The following is an 18,794-nucleotide window of genomic DNA, read 5'->3' as shown; positions in this document are numbered from 1 at the left end:
AAACGACACCACCGGAAGCGGACATCATGTGCCTGGGCGACGACCCGAACTGCCACGCCTTCGAGGAACATCGGCGTCGGTTCAAACGCGACCTGGAGCCGGAGCGGCGCGCCTTCCTGAAGAGCGGCTTTGCGGCGACGGGCGCTGCGGCGGCGGCCTTCGCGGCCGGAGGCCCCTCGCTGGTGAGCCCGGCTTTGGCGCAGGCCTCGGGCGCCAAGTTCGCCGCGACTGGCCATTACCATCTGCCCGCCAACGCCGAGACGGTGCATTGGGGCTTCTTCAGCCGCAGCCTCAAGCCGCAGGTCGAGATCGGCTCAGGTGACTTCGTCACGATCGAGACGCTCACCCATCAGGCGAGCGACGATGCCGAACGGATGATCCAGGGTGATCCGGGCGCCGAGAGCGTCTACCTCTGGACCAAGGACAAGATGGCGGTTTCGCCCCGCGGCGCGGGCGCGATGGACGCCAAGATCGGCCCCGGCGGCGGTCTCGGCGTGCATATCTGCACCGGCCCGGTGGCGATCCGTGGCGCGGAGCCCGGCGATGTGCTGGAGGTCCGCATCCTCGATGTGGCGCCTCGCCCCAGCGCCAACCCGAAATACAAGGGGCTCGCCTTCGGCAGCAACGCGGCCGCGTGGTGGGGCTTCCACTACAAGGATCTGATCACCGGCGACAAACCCCGGGAAGTGGTAACCATCTACGAGGTGGATGCCACCGGCGCGCGCGACTGGGCGCGGGCGGTCTACAGCTTCCGCTGGCCCGGCGTCACCGACCCGTTCGGGGTCGCGCACCCGACCATCGACTATCCCGGCTTGCCGGTCGACCATGCCAAGACGCAGAAGACCTTCGACGTGCTGAAGGGGATCCGCGTGCCGATCCGCCCGCATTTCGGCACCCTGGGCGTGGCGCCCGCCGAGGCCGACCGGGTCAACACGATCCCGCCGAGCTATACCGGCGGCAACATCGACAATTGGCGGATTGGCAAGGGCGCAACCCTCTACTTCCCCGTCGCCGTGCCGGGGGCGCTGTTCTCGGTGGGCGATCCCCATGCCAGCCAGGGCGATTCCGAATTGTGCGGGACCGCGATCGAGTGCTCGCTCACCGGCACCTTCCAGTTCATCCTGCACAAGAAGGCGGACCTGCCGGGCTCGCCGCTAGAAGCCCTCGACTTCCCGATGATCGAGACGAAGGACGACTGGGTCCTGTCCGGATTCAGCTACCCGAACTATCTGCGCGACCTCGGTCCGGATGCCCAGGCGGCGGTTTTCGAGAAGTCGTCGATCGACCTCGCCATGCGCGACGCGTTCCGCAAGATGCGCCAGTTCCTAATGCACGCGAAGGGGCTGACCGAGGACGAGGCGATCTCGCTGATGTCGGTGGCAGTCGATTTCGGGATCACGCAGGTCGTGGACGGCAACTGGGGCGTCCACGCGGTGGTCAAGAAGGCGATCTTCCCGGATCGGCTCGCCTGAGCTCCACCCCTCAGGCGGCGCGCTCCGCCGCGGCCGGGCGCATGAGGCCGGCGACGACCGCGTAGGCCGCGCCCCAGGCGTCCCGGACCTCTGCGGTGAAGTCCGCGCCGAGCCCCTGCTCCAGCGTCCAGAGCAGGGCAGCGCCGACCGGTCCGTAATGGTCGGCCTTCGCGCCGTAGCCCGCGTGCCGTGCGCCGAGCTCGCCGACGGCCGCGGCGAGCGCCTCCGGCTTGTCGAGGTTGGCCACCGCCAGGGCGAGCATCGCCATCAGCTTCTTCTTCTGCTCGGCCATATCGCTCGGGAAGAGCGTGCGCACCTGCGGGGCGGTCTCGAACAGGCGGCCGTAGAACAGGTCGGCTGCCGTGTCGGCGATCGGCCGGACCTCGGCGAAGCTGTCTTGCACCAGCATCACCTGCCGGGCCGACAGCGCGTAGCTGCCGCGCACGTTGGTCAGGAAGCGGCCGATCTCGCCGGCGAGCCGTTCGGCCTGTCCCGACAGTTCTGCTGTGGCCTTGAACACCTCGACCGCTGCCGTCCCGGTCTTCTCGGCGGCGCCGGCGACGCCGAGGATGTTGCCGGTCACCTCACTGGTGCCCTGGGCCGCCTGACCCACGTTGCGCACGATCTCCTGGGTCGCTGCGCCCTGCTCCTCCACCGCGGCTGCGATCGAGGCCGCCACGCCGTCGACCTCCCGAATGCGCGCCGTGATCGTCCCGACCGCACCGACCGCTTGGTTCGTCACGTCCTGCACCTGGGCGATCTGGCTCGCGATCTCCTCCGTGGCCTTGGCGGTCTGCTCGGCGAGCGCCTTCACTTCCGCGGCGACGACCGCGAAGCCGCGGCCCGCCTCGCCGGCGCGCGCCGCCTCGATCGTGGCGTTAAGCGCCAGCAGGTTGGTCTGGCCCGCGATCGACGAGATTAGACCGACTACGTCGCCGATCTTGGCCACGGCAGCGCTCAGCGTTCGGACCAGTGCCCCGGTCTTATCCGCCTCGGCCGCGGCCGCCTTGGCGATTTCGGCCGAGCCCTGGACTTGCCGCCCAATCTCCCGCACCGACGAGCCCAGCTCTTCGGCTGCGGCTGCCACCGTGTTGACGTTCGTGGACGCCTCCTCGGCGGCAGCCGCCACGCGTGTGGATTGCGCCGCCGTCTCCTCGGCCGTCTCGGTCATGCGGCCCGCGATGTCGCGCAGCCCGGCGGCGGCCACCGAGACCTGCTGGACGATGCCGCCGACTGCGGATTCGAACCCATCGGCCATCTGGCGCATTCCGGTGCGGCGCTGCTCCTCGGCGACGCGGCGCGCCTCGTCCGCCTCGGATTCGATCTGCCGGGTGCGGATCAGGTTCTCCTTGAACACCTGCACGGCCCGCACGACCGGACCGAACTCGTTCCGATACCCATCGACCGGAATCAGGACCGCGATATCCCCCTCGGCGAGCGCCTGCATCGTCGCCGAGATCCGCAGGAGGGGGCGCAGGACGCCGCCGATGAGCACCACGAAACCAAAGCCGGCCAGCAGGATCGCGCTCAGCATAGCGGCGGCGTTGCGGATGAGGCTGGCCCTCGCTTCGCCAGCCAGGGTCTCGGCGCGCGTGACCAGATCGTCGAGGGCCGCGCGGGCGAGGTCGGCGATCGCCGTCACTTCGACGGTGTTGCGCTGCCGTAGGTCCTGCAAGGTGATGCCCGGCATCCGTTGCTGACTGAGGGCCTCGAACAGGGACCGGGACGCGGCCGGCTCGCCATCCCCGTAGGCCGTTCGGACCCGCTCGAATGCGGCCCGGACGGTCTCGGCCGCGCCGGACGCCGCTTCGCGGGTCTTTGCCCAGGCGACCTGCACCCGGGCACGTTCCTCCGCGGCGGCCACGGTGTCGGTCAGGGACCAGGGTGTCCCGGCCGCCACCGAAGTTTGCATCCGGAACGCGAGATCGCCGCTGGCCAAGCGCATCGCCCAGGCGGCACCCTTGAGCGCGAGGTCCTGCTGCAGGGTCGGATCGGTGCGCACGAATTCCGCATCGACGGCGTTCGTCGCCTCCGTCAGCGCGTCCAGCAGCGCCGCGACTGCCGTCTTGATGTCGGATCGCAGCGCCATGTCGCGCTGCCCCTTGGGCAGCTTGAGGGACGCATCCACCCGCGGCCAGAGCGCGGCGACGGCCTGATGCTGCGTTTCGATCCGGCTGAGCAGCGCGGCGAACCCGGCCATGTCTGCGTGACCTTGCAGGTCGTGCAGGCGCCGCACGTCCTCGATCACGGCCCGGCGATTGGCCGCAACGAACGACAGGGTGTCGCCGCCCGCCGGTTCCTCGGCATTCAGTGCGACCGCCAAGCCGCGTCCGAGGCGGACGGTTTGCAGCGTCTGGAGCAGGCGGCGGCTCGCATGCGCCAGGGTGACGGCCCTCTCCGCCCTGAACATCTGACCGCGCGCATCGATCAGGCTGCTCGCGGTGTAGCTCAGCAGCATGAGGGCCGTAGTGCCCAGAAGCAGGCCCAGCATCACGCCTATCGAGAAACGACCCAACCAGCGCATCATTTTTTCCGTCAAACAGTGCAAGTCTCTGTGGCACTGTAAGACCAAAAATCCTCACTACGAAAGATCGGTATGTGTTTGTATAATGATCTTGTAATATATATTTTAGGGTAGAGGAATCGACGCGACTTGGCGGCAATGCAAAATTATGTTCGTCGAGCGATGTGAGGACACAATAGGTCCTAATTATTCGGGGTTGTTCTAATTTGATCACAGCATTGCGAAATGAGCGTGATCGGTCGCGGTGCGCCGCCATGGTCCGCGATCATTCTCGGGGGCGTCAGATCCGAAAGCAGACCGGCGGTGTTCGGGATCGAGTCCTACCGACCGATCGAGACATAGCATCGACCGCAGCTCCGGGCAGATTTCCAGAGGTTGGCCACTTGGTCCAAGACAGAGAGCTGCAATTGCGGTCGTCGGGCGATCCCACCCACATCACCCGCGTCATGAAGTGACCGTGTCAGCGGGCCTCGAAGGAAGGCGCCTTCGAGGTCTCCGCTACCCTCCGGCACTTCAGGAACGGGGAATAGCAGAGCTTCTCGGTCTTGCGTCGTGTAGCGCGGGCCCAGCCCGACGTTTCGTCCGCGTAGGCCCCAGGTCGGCCGCAGAATTCGTTGCGAAGCCGGCAGAGCAGCTTTGCGAAACCTGCTTGACCGTCCACGAGCTGGGCGGCCTGACGGTGTCATCGCACGGCATGCGCGGGCCGGGACCCCAGCATCCCTCGGCCCTCGCGCCGAGCGGGAGGGTGCGGTGACGCTCCGTTCCAACGGCGCCGCTACCCGATCTCGACCCGTCCTTCGAGGCCGGTGACGCGCCCGAGGCCGCGGACACGGTTCAGCAGGCGGTCGCCGTTCAGGGCTGCCCAGTCCCGCGGCAGGCGCAGTATGGCCCGCCCGTCCTCGACGGTCAGCGGCGCCTGGCCGAGGGCTCCGTCCATTCCGGCGGAGATTGGGAACGCGACCCGCAACAACGCCCCGAGCAGGCGGGCCCGCTCGAACAGGCGTGGCCCGGCCACGGCGCGCAGGATCGGATTGGCCTTCTCCGGCGCGAGCCCGGTGTGCCGGAGCGAGACCGCCAGCGCGAGATAGGCCCGGCCCGGGTGGTCGACGCCCACAAAGGCGGCGTTCTGGATCGCCGCGATGCTCTGCTGGTCGCGGTAATCGGGATGGGCGCGCCAGCCGACATCCGAGAGCAGGCAGGCTGCGTGCCTCAGGCGGCGCTCGTCCGCGGTCTCGGGGCCGCCGAGGGTCGCCACGAACCGGTCGGTCCAGGCGATCAGCTCCTCGCCGTGCTGGGGCGCGCGGGAGCGCAGGGTGTTGAACTCTGCCGCCGAGGCCAGGAGCGGATCGATCAGCCGGGCGTCGCGGTCGAGCTGTTCGAACAGCAGGCCCTCGCGGACGCCGGAAGCCGAGATCGCGACCTCCCGTGGGCGGCCGACCCGGATGATCTCCTCCAGCACCACCGCGCCGTAGGCGAGGAGTGGGCGCCGCGCCTCGGAGATCGCGTCGACATCCTGCAGCAGGGCGACGTCGGTCTGCTCGACGAGCTGCAGGAAGGTCAATTCGTCGGTCGGCTCCACGGTGTAGCCGTGCATCACGTGGACCGGGTAGCCGCGGGCGGCCATGTGCAGCCGTGCCAGCGCCCGCCACGTGCCGCCGACCGCGTAGAAGGTCCGACCGCGCAGGGTTTCGAGCTGCGGCACCGCCTTCCGCATGTGCTCGCGCGCGATCTTCGCGGCCTTCTTCACCGAGCCGCCGGAGAGATCCTGGAGGGCGAGGCCGCCGAGCGGCATGGTCACCCCCTGCCCGACCACGGTGCCGCGGACATCCACGAGTTCGAGCGAGCCGCCGCCCATATCGCCCACCACCCCGTCGGGGGCATGGAAGCCGGAGATGACGCCCATCGCAGAGAGTTCCGCCTCGCGCCGGCCGGACAGGAGCTGGATCTCCTGGCCGCAGGCCGTCTCAGCGGCGCGCAGGAAATCCGGGCCGTTCTCCGCGTCGCGGGCCGCCGCGGTCGCCAGCACGAAGACCCGCGACACCCGCATGGTCTCGCACAGCACCCGGAACCGGGCCAGCGCGGCGAGCGCCCGGGCGACCGCTTCGTCATTCAGCCGGCCCGTGGTCAGGACGTTGCGCCCGAGGCCGCACAGGACCTTCTCGTTGTAGAGCGGAGTCGGCGCCCGGGTCAGGCCGTCATAGGCAACGAGCCGGACCGAGTTCGACCCAATGTCGATGATGGCCACCGGGGCATGCGCGTCGACCACGGACCGCTCCGTCGTATGCGCGAGGATGAGATTGGCGCGAGAGCTGCCCAAACGTCCATGTCCTTGAGTGAGCGCGGCGGGCTCGCTGGACGCACCGCCGGTGCGATCCGGGGCCGTGGCCGGTCGCGCTGCGACCGATGTCGGCTCCGGACCCATGATGTCACGGCCCGGTGGCCGGTCGGGAAACCATGTCGGCGGCGGGGAAACCACATGGCCTTGCGTCGACGGGCGGGTACGTCCTTTGCGCAAATCTTCGATCGTCCGCAAGTTCCTCACGCAGAAGCGCAGGGCGTCCGTGCGAAACCTGTCGAGCTTCCGGCGCATGCGGCGGACGTCTAGGCGCGCTGCGCCCGCCGGCTCAACGCACGGGGGCTCGACTTCTTCGACGCCTTGCCGCGTCCCGAGAGACTCGGATTCGTCATGAAGTACTTATGGGCGTTGAAGGGTTCCTCGCCATCCGCCGGCTGGATCCGCTCGCACCCGCCGGAGGCGAGCAGCCGCCAGCTCTGACGGTTGTCCAAGAGGTTCGCCAGCATGATCTGGTCAAGGACCTGCTGATGCACCGTCGGATTCATGATCGGCAGCAGCGCCTCGACGCGCCGGTCGAGGTTCCGGCTCATCAGGTCGGCCGACGAGATGTAGACCGTCGCCTTCGGATGCGGCAGCCCGACGCCGTTGCCGAAGGCGTAGATGCGCCCGTGCTCCAGGAAGCGCCCGACGATCGACTTCACCCGGATCGTCTCCGACAGGCCCGGGATGCCGGGCCGCAGGCAGCAGATGCCGCGCACCACGCAGTCGATCTGCACGCCCGCCTCCGAGGCGTCGTAGAGCGCGTCGATGATCTGGGCATCGACCAGGGAGTTGCACTTGATCCAGATCGCCGCCGGGCGGCCGGCCTTCGCGTGGGCGACCTCGGCCTCGATGTGCTCCAGAAGCTTCTTCTTCGCCGTTAGCGGCGAGACCGCCATGCGCTCCAGCTCGGCGGGCTCCGCGTAGCCGGTGATGAAGTTGAAGATCCGCGACACGTCCCGGGCGATCGCCGGATCCGCCGTGAAGAACGACAGGTCCGTGTAGATGCGCGCCGTGATCGGGTGATAGTTGCCGGTGCCGACATGGCAGTAGGTGACGAGCTTGTCGCCCTCGCGCCGGACCACCAGCGACAGCTTGGCGTGGGTCTTCAGCTCGACGAAGCCGAACACCACCTGCGCGCCTGCCTTTTCAAGATTGCGCGCCCAGCGGATATTCGCCTCCTCGTCGAAGCGGGCCTTCAGCTCGACCAGCGCGGTCACCGACTTGCCGAGCTCGGCCGCCTCGGCCAGCGCCGCCACGATCGGCGAGTTCGACGAGGTGCGGTACAGCGTCTGCTTGATCGCCACCACGTTCGGGTCGCGGGCCGCCTGGGCCAGGAACTGCACCACCGAATCGAAGGACTCGTAGGGGTGGTGGACGATGAAATCCTTCTGTCGGATCGCCGCGAACACGTCGCCGCCGCTCTCGCGGATGCGCTCCGGGAAGCGCGGGTTGTAGGGCTTGAACTTCAGGTCCGGCCGGTCGATCCCGACCACTTGGCTGAGTTCGTTGAGGGCCAGCATGCCCTCGACGAGGAACACCGCATCGGGGGCGATCTCGAGTTCGTCCACCACGAAGCCGCGCAGATCCTCCGCCATCCCGGCCTCGACTTCGAGGCGGATGACCACGCCGCGGCGGCGCTGTTTCAACGCGGTCTCGAAGTGGAGAACGAGATCCTCCGCCTCCTCCTCGATCTCGAGATCGGAATCGCGCACCACCCGGAAGGCGCCGCAGCTCTTCACGAGGTAGCCGGGGAACAGGCGGCCGGTGAACATCCCGATCACCTGCTCGATCGGGATCAGGCGTGCCGTGGTCTCGCTGTCGCTCACCGGCAGACGCACGAATCGGTCGATGACGCCCGGCAGGCGGATCAGGGCGCGCAGGGTCCGCCCGTCCTTCGGCCGCACCAGCGTCAGCGCGATCGTGGTGCCGAGATTCGGGATGAACGGGAACGGGTGAGCCGGGTCGATCGCCAGCGGCGTCAGCACCGGGAAGACGTGGGTCAGGAAATAATCTTCAAGCCACTTCGTCTGCTCGGCGGTCAGCGCGGCAGGCTCCACGATGTCGATGTCCGAGGCGTGGAGCTCTTCGCGCAGCTCGCGCCAGCGCGCCTGCTGGTCCGCGCCCAGCCGCGCGGTTTCCGTGCCGATCCGCACCAGCTGCTCGGAGGGCGATAGGCCGTCCTGGGACGGGACCGTGAGGCCGGCGCGTACCTGATCGATCAGGCCCGCCACGCGGACCATGAAGAACTCGTCGAGGTTGTTCGCCGAGATCGACAGGAAGCGCAGGCGCTCCAGCAACGGATGATTGGGGTTCGAGGCCTCTTCCAGCACGCGACGATTGAATTGCAGCCAGGACAATTCACGGTTCACGAACCGCTCCGGCGAATGCCGCAGCCCGCGCCCGGCTTCGAGCACCGACTCGCGCGCCGCGTCCGCCTGGGGCTCCTCGGGCTGAGCGACGACGGCCGGCCATTCGTCGGTCGTATCCGCGATCGCGGCGGCCGAGGCCGTCGGAGCATTGACCGCCGGCGAAGTGTTCTGCGGCCCGGCTGCCGGCCGCGGCGCGGCGGTTGCGGCTTGGGTTGCAGTCGTTGTCCGGGGCCGTGTCGTGGCCGGCTTCGGTTGCGCGGCGGTTTTAGGCTGCGCGACGGGCTTGGCTTGCGCGGTCGGTTCGGGCTGCGCGGCCGGTGCAGAGGCGACAGCCGGCGCGGCGGTGGCGCCTGCCGGCGTTCGCTGGACGGCCGGGGCGCGACGGGTGGTCGGATGGGACGCGGAATGCCGACGGGGTTCCGCGGCCTCGTCGGCGGCTTCGCGTTCCGTGGGCTTCTGCGTCGAATCCATTCCTGTTCCCTGTCCCTCATCACGGCTTTGCGCGGCGGCGCGCGTTCTACAACGTCCACCCCGAGCCTTCACGACAGTTTCGTGACGAACCCGGGATTCCAAGATCAGCCGTCCGGATCGGACTCATCGTCGAAGCCCATCCGCCGCAGAACGGCGAGGGCGAGCGGGCGGCTGATCCGCCGCTGGCGGCCCAAGGCATCCCGGTCGAGTTCGGCGACGACATCACGGGCACGCCCGAGGGACCGGTCGATCCTCAGGGCCAGCGAATCGATAACGCTCAGATCGACCACGAGTTGGCGATCGACGAACAGTTTCACCAGCACGGCCCGCAGCAGGGCGTCGTCCGGCTCCCGAATCGCGATCCCCGGCGCGAGGCGCAGGCGCGAGCGCAGGTCGGGCGTAGCGAGATTGAGCGCATCGATCCCGGTGCCGCTGGTCAGCAGCAGCGGGCATCCGCGTTCACGGGCGCGGTTCAGGAGGTGGAACAGCGCCGCCTCGTCCCGGTCCGGCGCCCGGTCGACATCCTCGATCACGAGCGCCCCGTTGGACACGAGGTGCTGGACCGCATCCGCATTGATGTCGGCGGCCTGAACGGTCCAGGCGTGGGCGCGCTCGGCCCAGATTGCCGCCAGGTGGCTCTTACCGCTGCCGGATGGGCCGGTCAGCACCAGCACGCTGTCGGGCCAGTCGGGCCAGGCCTCGATCAGTGCGTAGGCGGCCTCGTTGGCCGGACCCACGAGGAAATCCTCGCGGCCGTAGCGCGGATCGAGCGGCAGGTCGAAGGCGAGCTGCCGCGGTGGTACGTTCTCAGGCATGCCCACTCAGGATCACCCCGCACCCGCGCAGGTCAAGGGCCGTTCGTCCAAGCGGAGCGATGGTCGGGCGGCCAGGCGCCGACTCGCGCAACGCGCGGTTAGCCGCTAGAGCGGGCCGATCAATCACCGAGGTGGCGCGGGCATGACGGCCAGGGACGGCAAAGAGCCGACGACGGGGCTGACCTATGCGGCGGCGGGCGTCGATATCGACGCCGGCAACGCCATGGTCGAGACGATCAAGCCGCTGGTGCGCTCGACCCGGCGCCCCGGGGCCGATGCCGAGATCGGCGGCTTCGGCGGCCTGTTCGATCTGAAGGCCGCCGGTTTCCGCGATCCGATCCTGGTGGCGGCCAACGATGGCGTCGGCACCAAGGTCAAGATCGCGATCGAGACCGGGCGGCACGCCACGATCGGCATCGACCTCGTGGCGATGTGTGTCAACGACATCATCGTCCAGGGCGCGGAGCCGCTGTTCTTCCTCGACTATTACGCCACCGGTAAACTGGTGCCGGGCGTCGGCGCCGACATCGTGCGCGGTATCGCCGAGGGGTGCCGTCAGGCCGGGTGCGCGTTGATCGGCGGCGAGACCGCGGAGATGCCGGGCCTCTATGACGGTTCGGATTACGACCTCGCGGGGTTCTCGGTCGGCGCCGCCGAGCGGGGCAGCCTGCTTCCGCGTCCGGGCATCCGCCCCGGCGACGTGGTGCTCGGCCTGCCCTCCTCCGGGGTGCATTCCAATGGCTTCTCGCTGGTCCGCCGGATCGTCGCCAAGACCGGTCTCCGCTGGGACGCGCCGGCGCCCTTCGCGCCGGACCAGAGCCTCGGGGAGGCGCTGCTGACGCCGACCCGGATCTACGTGAAGCCCCTGCTGGCGGCGCTCGGCGCCACCGACGGCATCCGGGCGCTCGCGCACATCACCGGCGGCGGCTTCCCCGACAACCTGCCCCGGGTCCTGCCGGACGATGTCGGCATCAGCGTCGACCTCGACGCCGTGACCCCGCCGCCGGTGTTCGGCTGGCTCGCCCGGGAGGGCGGCGTCGCCGAAGCCGAGATGCTGCGCACGTTCAATTGCGGGATCGGCATGGTGGTGATCGCCGCCGCCGACGCAGTGGACGATGTCGACGAGGCCCTGACCCGGGCCGGCGAGACTCCGGTGCGCCTCGGCCGCATCACGCCGCGGGGACCCGAGGCCGTGACCTTCAGCGGGCGCCTCGCCCTCTGATGGCGGCCACGGGGAAGACGCGGGTCGCCGTCCTGATCTCGGGGCGCGGCTCGAACATGGTGGCGCTCCTCGAAGCGGCGCGGGACCCGGCCTATCCGGCCGAGATCGTCCTGGTCCTGTCGAACCGGCCCGATGCGGCGGGCCTCGCCCGGGCCGCCGAGGCCGGCATCCCGACGCGGATCATCAACCACACGGCCTTTCCGGATCGCGCCAGCTTCGATGCCGTGCTCGACGCCGAACTCCGGGCCGCGTCCGTCGAGCTGGTCTGCCTCGCGGGCTTCATGCGGATCCTGACGCCGGGCTTCGTGGCCAGCTGGGCGGGGCGGATGATCAACATCCATCCGTCGCTGCTGCCCCTGTTCAAGGGCACGCACACACACCGTCAGGCGCTCGATGCGGGCGTGCGCCTGCACGGCTGCACCGTCCATTTCGTGGTGCCGGAACTCGATGCCGGTCCGATCCTGGCCCAGGCCGCGATCCCGGTCCGACAGGACGACGATCCCGACAGCCTCGCCGACCGCGTGATCGTGCAGGAGCGGCGGCTTTATCCGGCGGTGCTCGCCCTGGTGGCGGGCGGGCGGGCCCACCTGGAGGGGGATCGCGTGATCATCGCCGAGGAGGCCCCGGAGGGCGTCCTGTTCAGCGTCTAACGGGGGATCCCGAAGGGACAAGTCCCTTCGGCGAAGTCCGGGGCAGCGCCCCGGTGATCGTCAGACCGGGCGCTGCAGCTTGCAACTGTCCAGCGCCGAGAGCGCCTTGGCGCGCGCAGTGTCGTTGAAATAGCCGGTCGCCCGGTAGGCTTCGATCTCGGACGCGTCGAGGCTGCGCAGGGTCTGCCGGGCGTAGCAGCCGCAGGGACGCTCCAACGATGCCTCGGGAGCACTGGTCAGGCGAGCCTGGACGATCGTACAGGCGTGGCGCACGCGCCCTTCGAGGTTCGCCTTGGTGGCGGTCTTGAGCGCGGGATCCGGCTCGTATTGCTGGAACGGGGCCGAGGATCCGCCCGCGAGGGCGGCGGTCGCGCCGAGGGCGATGAGACCGGTCGCGATCAGCAGGGGCAGGCGGCGCATCGTCATGGTGGTCAAAGTCCAGGGCTGAGGGTGATGAAGCTCGGCCGTTGGACGCCTCCACGCTCCCGTCCGTCAATGGCGGGCCGGACACACAGGGCGGCATTCACCACACCCCGAAGCGCGCGGGGGAACGATGGCGGCCCGGTGTGCCCGGCCCGCCACCGCCTTGAGGGTCAGCCGACGATGTCGGAATCCTGGAAGAACTGCGCGATCTCGAGCTTGGCGTTCTCGGCGCTGTCCGAACCGTGGACGGTGTTCTCGCCGACCGACTCCGCGAATTTCTTGCGGATCGTGCCATCGGCGGCCTGGGCCGGGTTCGTCGCGCCCATGACCTCACGGTACTTCGCCACGGCGTTCTCGCCTTCCAGAACCTGGACCACCACCGGGCCTGAGGTCATGAAGCTGACGAGCTCGCCGAAGAACGGGCGCTCCTTGTGCACCTCGTAGAACTTCTCGGCCTGGGCCTGGGTCATGCGGATGCGGCGCTGGCCGACGATGCGCAGGCCGGCCTCCTCGATCACCGCGTTGACGGCGCCCGTGAGGTTCCGCCGCGTGGCGTCGGGCTTGAGGATCGAGAAGGTGCGCTCGGTGGCCATGATGCGTCCGGTCCGTCTGTGGAAAAGGCGTACGGCGCGTCGTGATACCGGCCGCGCCGCGGGAGCGAAAATTTCGCTTCGGCGCCGGGCTTATAGCGGTGGCAGTACGGGGTCTCAAGCGGCGCCGGGCGATCCGGAAACGCCAGCGTGGCCGTGGCTCCGCCGCAACACCGCCGAAAATTCGCCTGATTGCGACGGCTCACTCCCGCTCCATCGACTTCGTCCTTCCCCCGGGCGCCCGCGACGCCCCCTTCACGGAGACGAACCATGCGCATCGCTCTCAGCGCCGCCCTGCTCCTCACCGGCCTCTCGGCCGCCACCGCAGACACAGGCAAGGATCCCTCCGGCACGTGGCTGACCGGCGATGGCCGCGCCAAGATCCGGATCGACCGGTGCGGCCCGGGCCAGAAGCTGGTCTGCGGCAAGGTCGTGTGGCTCAAGCTGCCGACCACCGAGTCCGGTACGCCGCGCACCGACCTCAAGAACCCCGATCCGAAGAAGCGCAGCCGCCCGGTCATGGGCCTGCAACTGATCGACGGGTTGAAGCCAGACGAGGAGAAATTCTCCGGCGAGATCTACAATATCGAGGAGGGCAAGATCTACACGGTCAGCCTCGAGCGGGAGAGCGAGGTTGAGCTCAGCGTCTCGGGCTGCATGCTCAAGATCCTGTGCGGCTCCCAGACCTGGACGCGGGTGCCGGACGTCAACCAGCAGGCCGCCAACAAGAACTGACGGCTCGACCGGTTCGTCAAATTGCCGCGAGGCCGCGCTGGACCGCCGGCCTCGCCAGCACGCTCTCCAGCCAGCGCGCTACGTTCGGCAGGGTTTCGATCGCGACACCCTGCTTGAAATTGAGCTTGGCCCAGGTGAACGTCGCGATGTCGGCGATCGAGTAATCGTCGGCCAGATAGGCCCGACCCTCGAGGCGGCGCTCCAGCACGCCGTACAGGCGCTTCGCCTCGGCGGTGAAGCGTTCGATCGCGTACGGCACTTTCTCGGGCGCGTAGATCTTGAAGTGATGGGTCTGGCCGAGCATCGGCCCGAAGCCTGCGACCTGCCAGAACAGCCATTCGTCCACGAGCACGCGGGCGCGCTCGTCCGTGGGATAGAGCTGACCGGTCTTGCGCCCGAGATACTGCAGAATGGCGCCCGATTCGAACACCGAGATCGGTGTGCCGCCCGGTCCGTCAGGATCGACGATCGCCGGAATCTTGTTGTTGGGCGAGAGCGCCAGGAAGTCCGGGGCGAACTGTTCGTTCTTGGCGATGTCGACCGGGACGATCCTGTAGGGGAGCCCGCACTCCTCCAGCATGATCGGAATCTTCCAACCGTTCGGCGTGCTCCAGGTATGGACGTCGATCGGCCGCCCGGAAACCGCTGCCATGCTCTGCCTGCTCCTCGACCGTATCGCCGCGGCGCGGCGCCCCCCTGCCGGGTTCGGACAATCCCGGCAATGAAGACGATTTCCCCGCCGCGCTCAAGGTCTCAACGGCAGGAGCCGCTGGCGGTTCAAGATCGCGCGCTGTGATGCACTGCCTGTTGGCAGCGTCCGGTTGACCCTTGCCGACCCAGCGCGGGCGCAGCGAGATAGGCAACCGGGGCGTCGCGATGGCGCCGTGGGGGAACCAGTCGATGATCAGGCGATTCGTAACGATCGTGGGGCTCGCCGTGCCGCTGCTCGCCGGGCAGCCGGTGCTGGCGAAGGATTCACCCGCAAAACCTCCGGCCGCCGCCGAGGCGCCGGCCACCGCGCCGGGCGCCCCGGCCGCAAAGGAGCTGACGCCCGGCCAGACCGCCGCGCGCACCCGCCAGAAGACCTGTGGCTCAGAGTGGCGCGCGCTCACCGACGCGCAGAAGGCCGCGCAGGGTCCGAAGTGGCCGCAGTACTGGAGCAAGTGCAACAAGCGCCTGAAGGGCGGCGACAAGGCCTGAGGCGCGCGAACCGCGACGCGTCTCATTCGTTCCTAACGCCGGAGCTGCGGACCACCGGGGTACCAATCGTGACGCACGAAGGCCTGCCCCGGCGGATGCCACGCACTGTTTCCGGCGAAGCGGAGGCCGGATCGGTGCGCGCGGCTCTGTCGAATCGAAACCGTGGGGCTGTGCCGGGCTGCGCCCGGCATGGCTGAATCGTCGGCCACCGGTGCGGGTCCGGCCTCGCTGAGTGATCGGGTGATCGCGTTTCTCGACGCCTGGGTGCCCAAGCCCGCGGCCTGGGCCTTCGCGTTGCGCATCTGGATCGCCATGATGCTGGCGCTGGCGGCGGCCTTCTGGCTCCAGCTCGACAGCGCCTCCTCGGCCGCCACCTGCGTGGCGATCCTCGCCCAGCCGAAGCGCGGGCAGGCCATCTCCAAGGCCGTTTACCGCCTGCTCGGCACGCTGATCGGTGCCGTGGTGTCGATCGTCGTCGTCGCGCTGTTCGGGCAGGACCGGGTCCTGCTGTTTACCAGCGTCACGGTCTGGCTCGGCCTGTGCGTGTTCGTGGCGCAGTACCTCCAGGACACCCGCGCCTATGGGGCGATGCTGTCGGGCTACACGGTCGCGATCATCGCGCTGGGACAGATCGACGATCCTCAGGGGACTTTCGATGCCGCAGTCTCGCGCGTCGCCGTGATCGTCCTCGGTATCGTTGCGATCACCTTCATCAACGACGCCCTCGCCTCCCCGAGCACATGGCGGGCCCTGCTGCCGCAGCTCCGCAAGGCCTGGGACGGGACGCGCGCCTACGCCCGGGAATCCCTGGCCGATGGCGATCTCGGTGCCGCGCGCACCGCCGCGCTGATCCGTACGATCGCGCCGATGCGCGCCGATGCCAGCGCCATCGCGGGGGAACTCGACGACGGCCCCTTCCGCGCCGCCGGCGCGCGCAGCTGCATCGCCGCGCTGTACGTGATGGCGGCCTCGATTCGAACCGTGGCGGCGGCCGCCGCGAATCTGCGGAACCCAAGCCCGGCGGTGGCCGAGGCGCTGGATATCTGCCGCCGGGTCGCCGATGCGCCCGATCCCGCCAGCCTCGACCGGGATGACGAGCGCCTGCGCGACCTCGTGGATGAGTCCGTCCGGGACGGTCAAAGACCCCTCGACGAGGTGGTGGTGCTTCAGCGCGCCCTGGATTTCGTCTGCGCGGCGACCTTCGCGCAGGACGGCCTAGGGGCCGTGGCGGATGGCCATGAGCCTCTGCGCGATGCCAGCCTGCCGACGCACCGGGATTTTCCCGTCGCCCTGCGCGGCGCCTTCCGGGTCGCCTTGGGCTTCGCCGCCACCGCCGCAACCTTCGTGGCGCTCGGCCTGCCGCAGGCCTCTTTCGCGCTCGTGCAAGTGGCGGCGACCGCGTCCCTGTCTTCTGTGACGCCGGACCCGAAAAAGTTCGCCACCGGCGTCGTGATCGGGATGGTTCTCGCGGCGACCTTCGCGGGCATCGCGCGCTTCGTCTTCCTCAACGGCGTCCAGGGTTTCCCGATGCTCGCCATGGTGATGGCGCCGGTGATCTTCCTCGGCTGCTTCCTGTCGCTGAACCCGAAGACCTTCGGCATCGGCTTTATCGTGATCGTGTTCTTCCCGGTCCTGCTCGGACCCGCAAACCCGCAGACCTATGACGCGGAGACCTTCCTGCTGAACGCGTTCCTGGTCGTGGTCGCCGCAACCATCCTGTCGATCGTCGTTCGCCTCCTCATTCCGGTGACGCCGGCGCAGAAGCGCGTCTTCGCGCTCGACTCCGCCCACCGCGCGCTGGCGAACGCCCTCCTCGGTGAGGGCGGCGATGCCACGACGCGGACCAGCCTGAACGCCGACCGCCTGTTCCAGTTCGCCGGCTACAGCTCGGGGAGCGGCGCCGTGCGGCAGGTGAGCCTTTCACACGCCTTCGCCCTGGCCCGGCTGGAGGCGGCGGCCGCCCGTGGCCATGCCGAGCTGCGCCGGCTCTGGCCGACAACGCCTATGCGCGACGCGATCCTGCACGCCCGGGACGGGCTGGCCACCGCGGACGACCGCGCGTTGGAAGCCTCCGCTGGCGATCTGATCCGCGCGGCCTCGCGGCAGGATCGGCGGGTGCGCCTCACGACGGCGCGGGCCGCCAGCGATCTTCTCACCGCCGCGCGAACCATCGCCCGACACCGCAAGTTCCTTCGGCGCCTCGGCGTCGGAGCCGTGTCGCCCCTCAAGCGGCCAGGTTGATCGCGCTCGCACATGTATGAAGACATTCACATCGGTGAGGTGCTGATCTCCTCGTTCGTCGCCTACGCCCTGGCGGCCTTCGTCATTCTCCTGCTGCTGCGCTGGGTTTTCGCCCGCATTCGCTTCAGTCGCTATGTTGCCAACGCCCCGCTCGCCGAGGCCGGCATCTACGTCTGTGTCCTCGCCCTGCTCATCGCGTTGATCTGATGCCTGAAACGACCGCCGACGAGGACGATCCCAAGCCCGCAGCCCGCGCGGGTGCGACGGATCACAACGATCTTTTGCCGATTGTCCCGCGCCGGGGCCGGGCTGCCAAGGTGTTCCGCTTGGCCGCCACCGGCGTGATCCTGCTCGTCGCCTTCGTGGCGGCCGCCTATGTCTGGGAATTCTACGTCGCGGCACCCTGGACGCGCGATGGGACGGTGCGGGTGCAGGTCGCCAACATCGCCCCGCAGGTCGCCGGGCAGATCGTGGATGTGCGCGTCCATGACAACCAGAACGTACACAAGGGCGACGTGCTCTACGTGATCGATCCGGTCGATTTCGAGGTCAACGTGACCTCGGCCGATGCCGAGGTGAAGAACCGCGAGGCCGATCTTCAGGTCAAGAACGCCCAGTCGGCCCGGCGGCAGGCGCTCACCACGGTCTCGACCTCGGTCGAGGAGAAGCAGCAATTTGCCGGTCAGGCCAAGATCGCCGAGGCCGCCCTGGAGAGCGCGCAGGCGCAGCTGCGTCAGGCCAAGATCAACCTGGAACGCACGCAGGTGAAATCCACCGTCAACGGCCGCGTCACCAACCTGCTGATGCGTGTCGGCGACTACGCCCGGACCGGGACGTCGAACATCAACGTGGTCGACACCGATTCGTACTGGATCGATGGCTACTTTGAAGAAACGAAGATGCCCAACATCCATGTCGGCGACCGGGCCGACGTCAAGCTGATGGGCTTCGACCCGCGCCTCAGCGGCACGGTGGCCAGCATCACCCTCGGCATCTCGACGGCGAATGCCGCTTCCAGCACGCAGGGCCTGCCGGACGTGAACCCGGTCTACACCTGGGTGCGTCTGGCGCAGCGCGTCCCCGTCCGCATCCGCATCGATCACGTTCCATCGGAGATCCCGCTGATCGCCGGCATGACCGCGACCGTCGTGGTCAATGGCGGCCGCGCACCGGCGCCAACGTGGTTCATGGATCTGCGGGAGCGCGTCTCTGCCCTGACGCAGACGCCCACCGTCGAGGCCGACCGGCGCTGACGACACGTTGGATGTGACTTGATTTCCGTTCGCTGCGCGTCCCCGCAGAAGCAAGAATGCGGGGCGTCGACCTGACCGTCTGAGTGGCGTCGCTGACCGGCAAGCCGCCGGAAGGCCTATAGCGTCGAGCGACCGGGGCGCCGCCTTGCTTGCTGCGTCCCATTCAGAAGCCGCCGATTGGTTGGGGCGCCATTGAAGTTTCTGCGCTGCCGTAGGATCGATCTAAGTGATTGCGCGGCCTCATGATGCATCGCCGCATGGTGCCGGCTGTCGGGAAAAAGCTTTCTAGCGGCAAATTTGCAGTTGACCGACCGCTATGACGGGCGCAGTCTCTCTGTGTGCTTTGCGAATGCAGGCACGGATCGGCCGGAAACCTTGAGGAGATCAGGTTTCGCAACGGTTGCGATTGGCTGAAACTGGAGGAGACAGGGATGACTCCACCGCAGCGGAACGCCGCATAGACGGTTTCGGGACAGATTCGGCCCGGGCCC

15 protein-coding genes are annotated in these 18,794 nt (G+C 68.6%); 8 read left to right on the top strand and 7 right to left on the bottom strand.

The window, feature by feature from the left end:
* The first annotated feature begins 26 nt into the window (after positions 1 to 26).
* Positions 27 to 1,472, top strand: coding sequence for an acetamidase/formamidase family protein (locus OXS27_RS16285; RefSeq protein WP_267357470.1), 1,446 nt, complete (start codon positions 27 to 29; stop codon positions 1,470 to 1,472).
* A 10-nt stretch (positions 1,473 to 1,482) separates the two neighbouring features.
* Here OXS27_RS16285 and OXS27_RS16280 read toward each other — a convergent pair whose 3' ends face one another.
* The 4 genes from OXS27_RS16280 to OXS27_RS16265 form a co-directional block, all read right to left on the bottom strand.
* Positions 1,483 to 3,963, bottom strand: coding sequence for a methyl-accepting chemotaxis protein (locus OXS27_RS16280; protein WP_267357468.1), 2,481 nt, complete (start codon positions 3,961 to 3,963; stop codon positions 1,483 to 1,485).
* Between the two features lie 808 nt (positions 3,964 to 4,771).
* Positions 4,772 to 6,262 (bottom strand): exopolyphosphatase, encoded by a 1,491-nt coding sequence (gene ppx / locus OXS27_RS16275; RefSeq protein ID WP_267357466.1) that lies wholly within the window; start codon positions 6,260 to 6,262, stop codon positions 4,772 to 4,774.
* A 335-nt stretch (positions 6,263 to 6,597) separates the two neighbouring features.
* Complete coding sequence (locus OXS27_RS16270) at positions 6,598 to 9,174, bottom strand: RNA degradosome polyphosphate kinase (RefSeq protein WP_267357464.1); 2,577 nt, start codon at positions 9,172 to 9,174, stop codon at positions 6,598 to 6,600.
* 104 nt (positions 9,175 to 9,278) lie between these two features.
* Positions 9,279 to 9,989 (bottom strand): hypothetical protein, encoded by a 711-nt coding sequence (locus tag OXS27_RS16265; protein WP_243926584.1) that lies wholly within the window; start codon positions 9,987 to 9,989, stop codon positions 9,279 to 9,281.
* A 142-nt stretch (positions 9,990 to 10,131) separates the two neighbouring features.
* On the opposite strand from OXS27_RS16265, the gene purM reads away from it, so the two are divergent.
* Together purM and purN are read left to right on the top strand one after the other, a co-directional pair.
* Entirely contained in the window at positions 10,132 to 11,211 is a 1,080-nt protein-coding gene (gene purM / locus OXS27_RS16260; RefSeq protein WP_267357462.1) for a phosphoribosylformylglycinamidine cyclo-ligase, read from the top strand.
* On the top strand, positions 11,211 to 11,861 hold the full coding sequence (gene purN / locus OXS27_RS16255) for a phosphoribosylglycinamide formyltransferase (protein WP_267357460.1): 651 nt from the start codon (positions 11,211 to 11,213) through the stop codon (positions 11,859 to 11,861). Before purM ends, purN begins: the two co-directional genes overlap by 1 nt.
* A 60-nt stretch (positions 11,862 to 11,921) precedes the next feature.
* Here purN and OXS27_RS16250 read toward each other — a convergent pair whose 3' ends face one another.
* A complete protein-coding gene (locus tag OXS27_RS16250; RefSeq protein ID WP_243926590.1) occupies positions 11,922 to 12,287 on the bottom strand; it encodes a hypothetical protein in 366 nt (121 codons plus the stop codon).
* Positions 12,288 to 12,454: 167 nt separating this feature from the next.
* Positions 12,455 to 12,877 carry a nucleoside-diphosphate kinase gene (gene ndk, locus OXS27_RS16245; protein WP_267357457.1) on the bottom strand — a complete coding sequence of 141 codons (423 nt, stop codon included), beginning with the start codon at positions 12,875 to 12,877 and terminating at the stop codon, positions 12,455 to 12,457.
* Positions 12,878 to 13,144: 267 nt separating this feature from the next.
* Between ndk and OXS27_RS16240 the strand changes: the two genes are divergently transcribed.
* Complete coding sequence (locus OXS27_RS16240; protein ID WP_267357455.1) at positions 13,145 to 13,609, top strand: DUF2147 domain-containing protein; 465 nt, start codon at positions 13,145 to 13,147, stop codon at positions 13,607 to 13,609.
* A gap of 16 nt (positions 13,610 to 13,625) precedes the next feature.
* On the opposite strand, the gene OXS27_RS16235 is transcribed toward OXS27_RS16240, so the two are convergent.
* Positions 13,626 to 14,261, bottom strand: a complete 636-nt coding sequence (locus OXS27_RS16235) for a glutathione S-transferase N-terminal domain-containing protein (RefSeq protein ID WP_243926596.1) — start codon at positions 14,259 to 14,261, stop codon at positions 13,626 to 13,628.
* Positions 14,262 to 14,509: 248 nt separating this feature from the next.
* Between OXS27_RS16235 and OXS27_RS16230 the strand changes: the two genes are divergently transcribed.
* The 4 genes from OXS27_RS16230 to OXS27_RS16215 all read left to right on the top strand — a co-directional run bounded on the left by OXS27_RS16230 (position 14,510) and on the right by OXS27_RS16215 (position 18,303).
* On the top strand, positions 14,510 to 14,809 hold the full coding sequence (locus OXS27_RS16230) for a hypothetical protein (RefSeq protein ID WP_267357453.1): 300 nt from the start codon (positions 14,510 to 14,512) through the stop codon (positions 14,807 to 14,809).
* 189 nt (positions 14,810 to 14,998) lie between these two features.
* On the top strand, positions 14,999 to 17,050 hold the full coding sequence (locus tag OXS27_RS16225) for an FUSC family protein (protein ID WP_267357451.1): 2,052 nt from the start codon (positions 14,999 to 15,001) through the stop codon (positions 17,048 to 17,050).
* Between the two features lie 12 nt (positions 17,051 to 17,062).
* Positions 17,063 to 17,257 carry a DUF1656 domain-containing protein gene (locus OXS27_RS16220; RefSeq protein WP_267357449.1) on the top strand — a complete coding sequence of 65 codons (195 nt, stop codon included), beginning with the start codon at positions 17,063 to 17,065 and terminating at the stop codon, positions 17,255 to 17,257.
* Positions 17,257 to 18,303: an HlyD family secretion protein gene (locus tag OXS27_RS16215; protein WP_243926604.1), complete on the top strand. Its 1,047-nt coding sequence runs from the start codon at positions 17,257 to 17,259 to the stop codon at positions 18,301 to 18,303. The genes OXS27_RS16220 and OXS27_RS16215 overlap by 1 nt, the downstream gene beginning before the upstream one ends.
* Positions 18,304 to 18,794 lie beyond the last annotated feature (491 nt).

Source organism: Methylobacterium sp. GC_Met_3, from assembly GCF_026540775.1.
Classification (GTDB): domain Bacteria; phylum Pseudomonadota; class Alphaproteobacteria; order Rhizobiales; family Beijerinckiaceae; genus Methylobacterium.
This window is presented reverse-complemented; position numbering and strand designations above follow the sequence as displayed.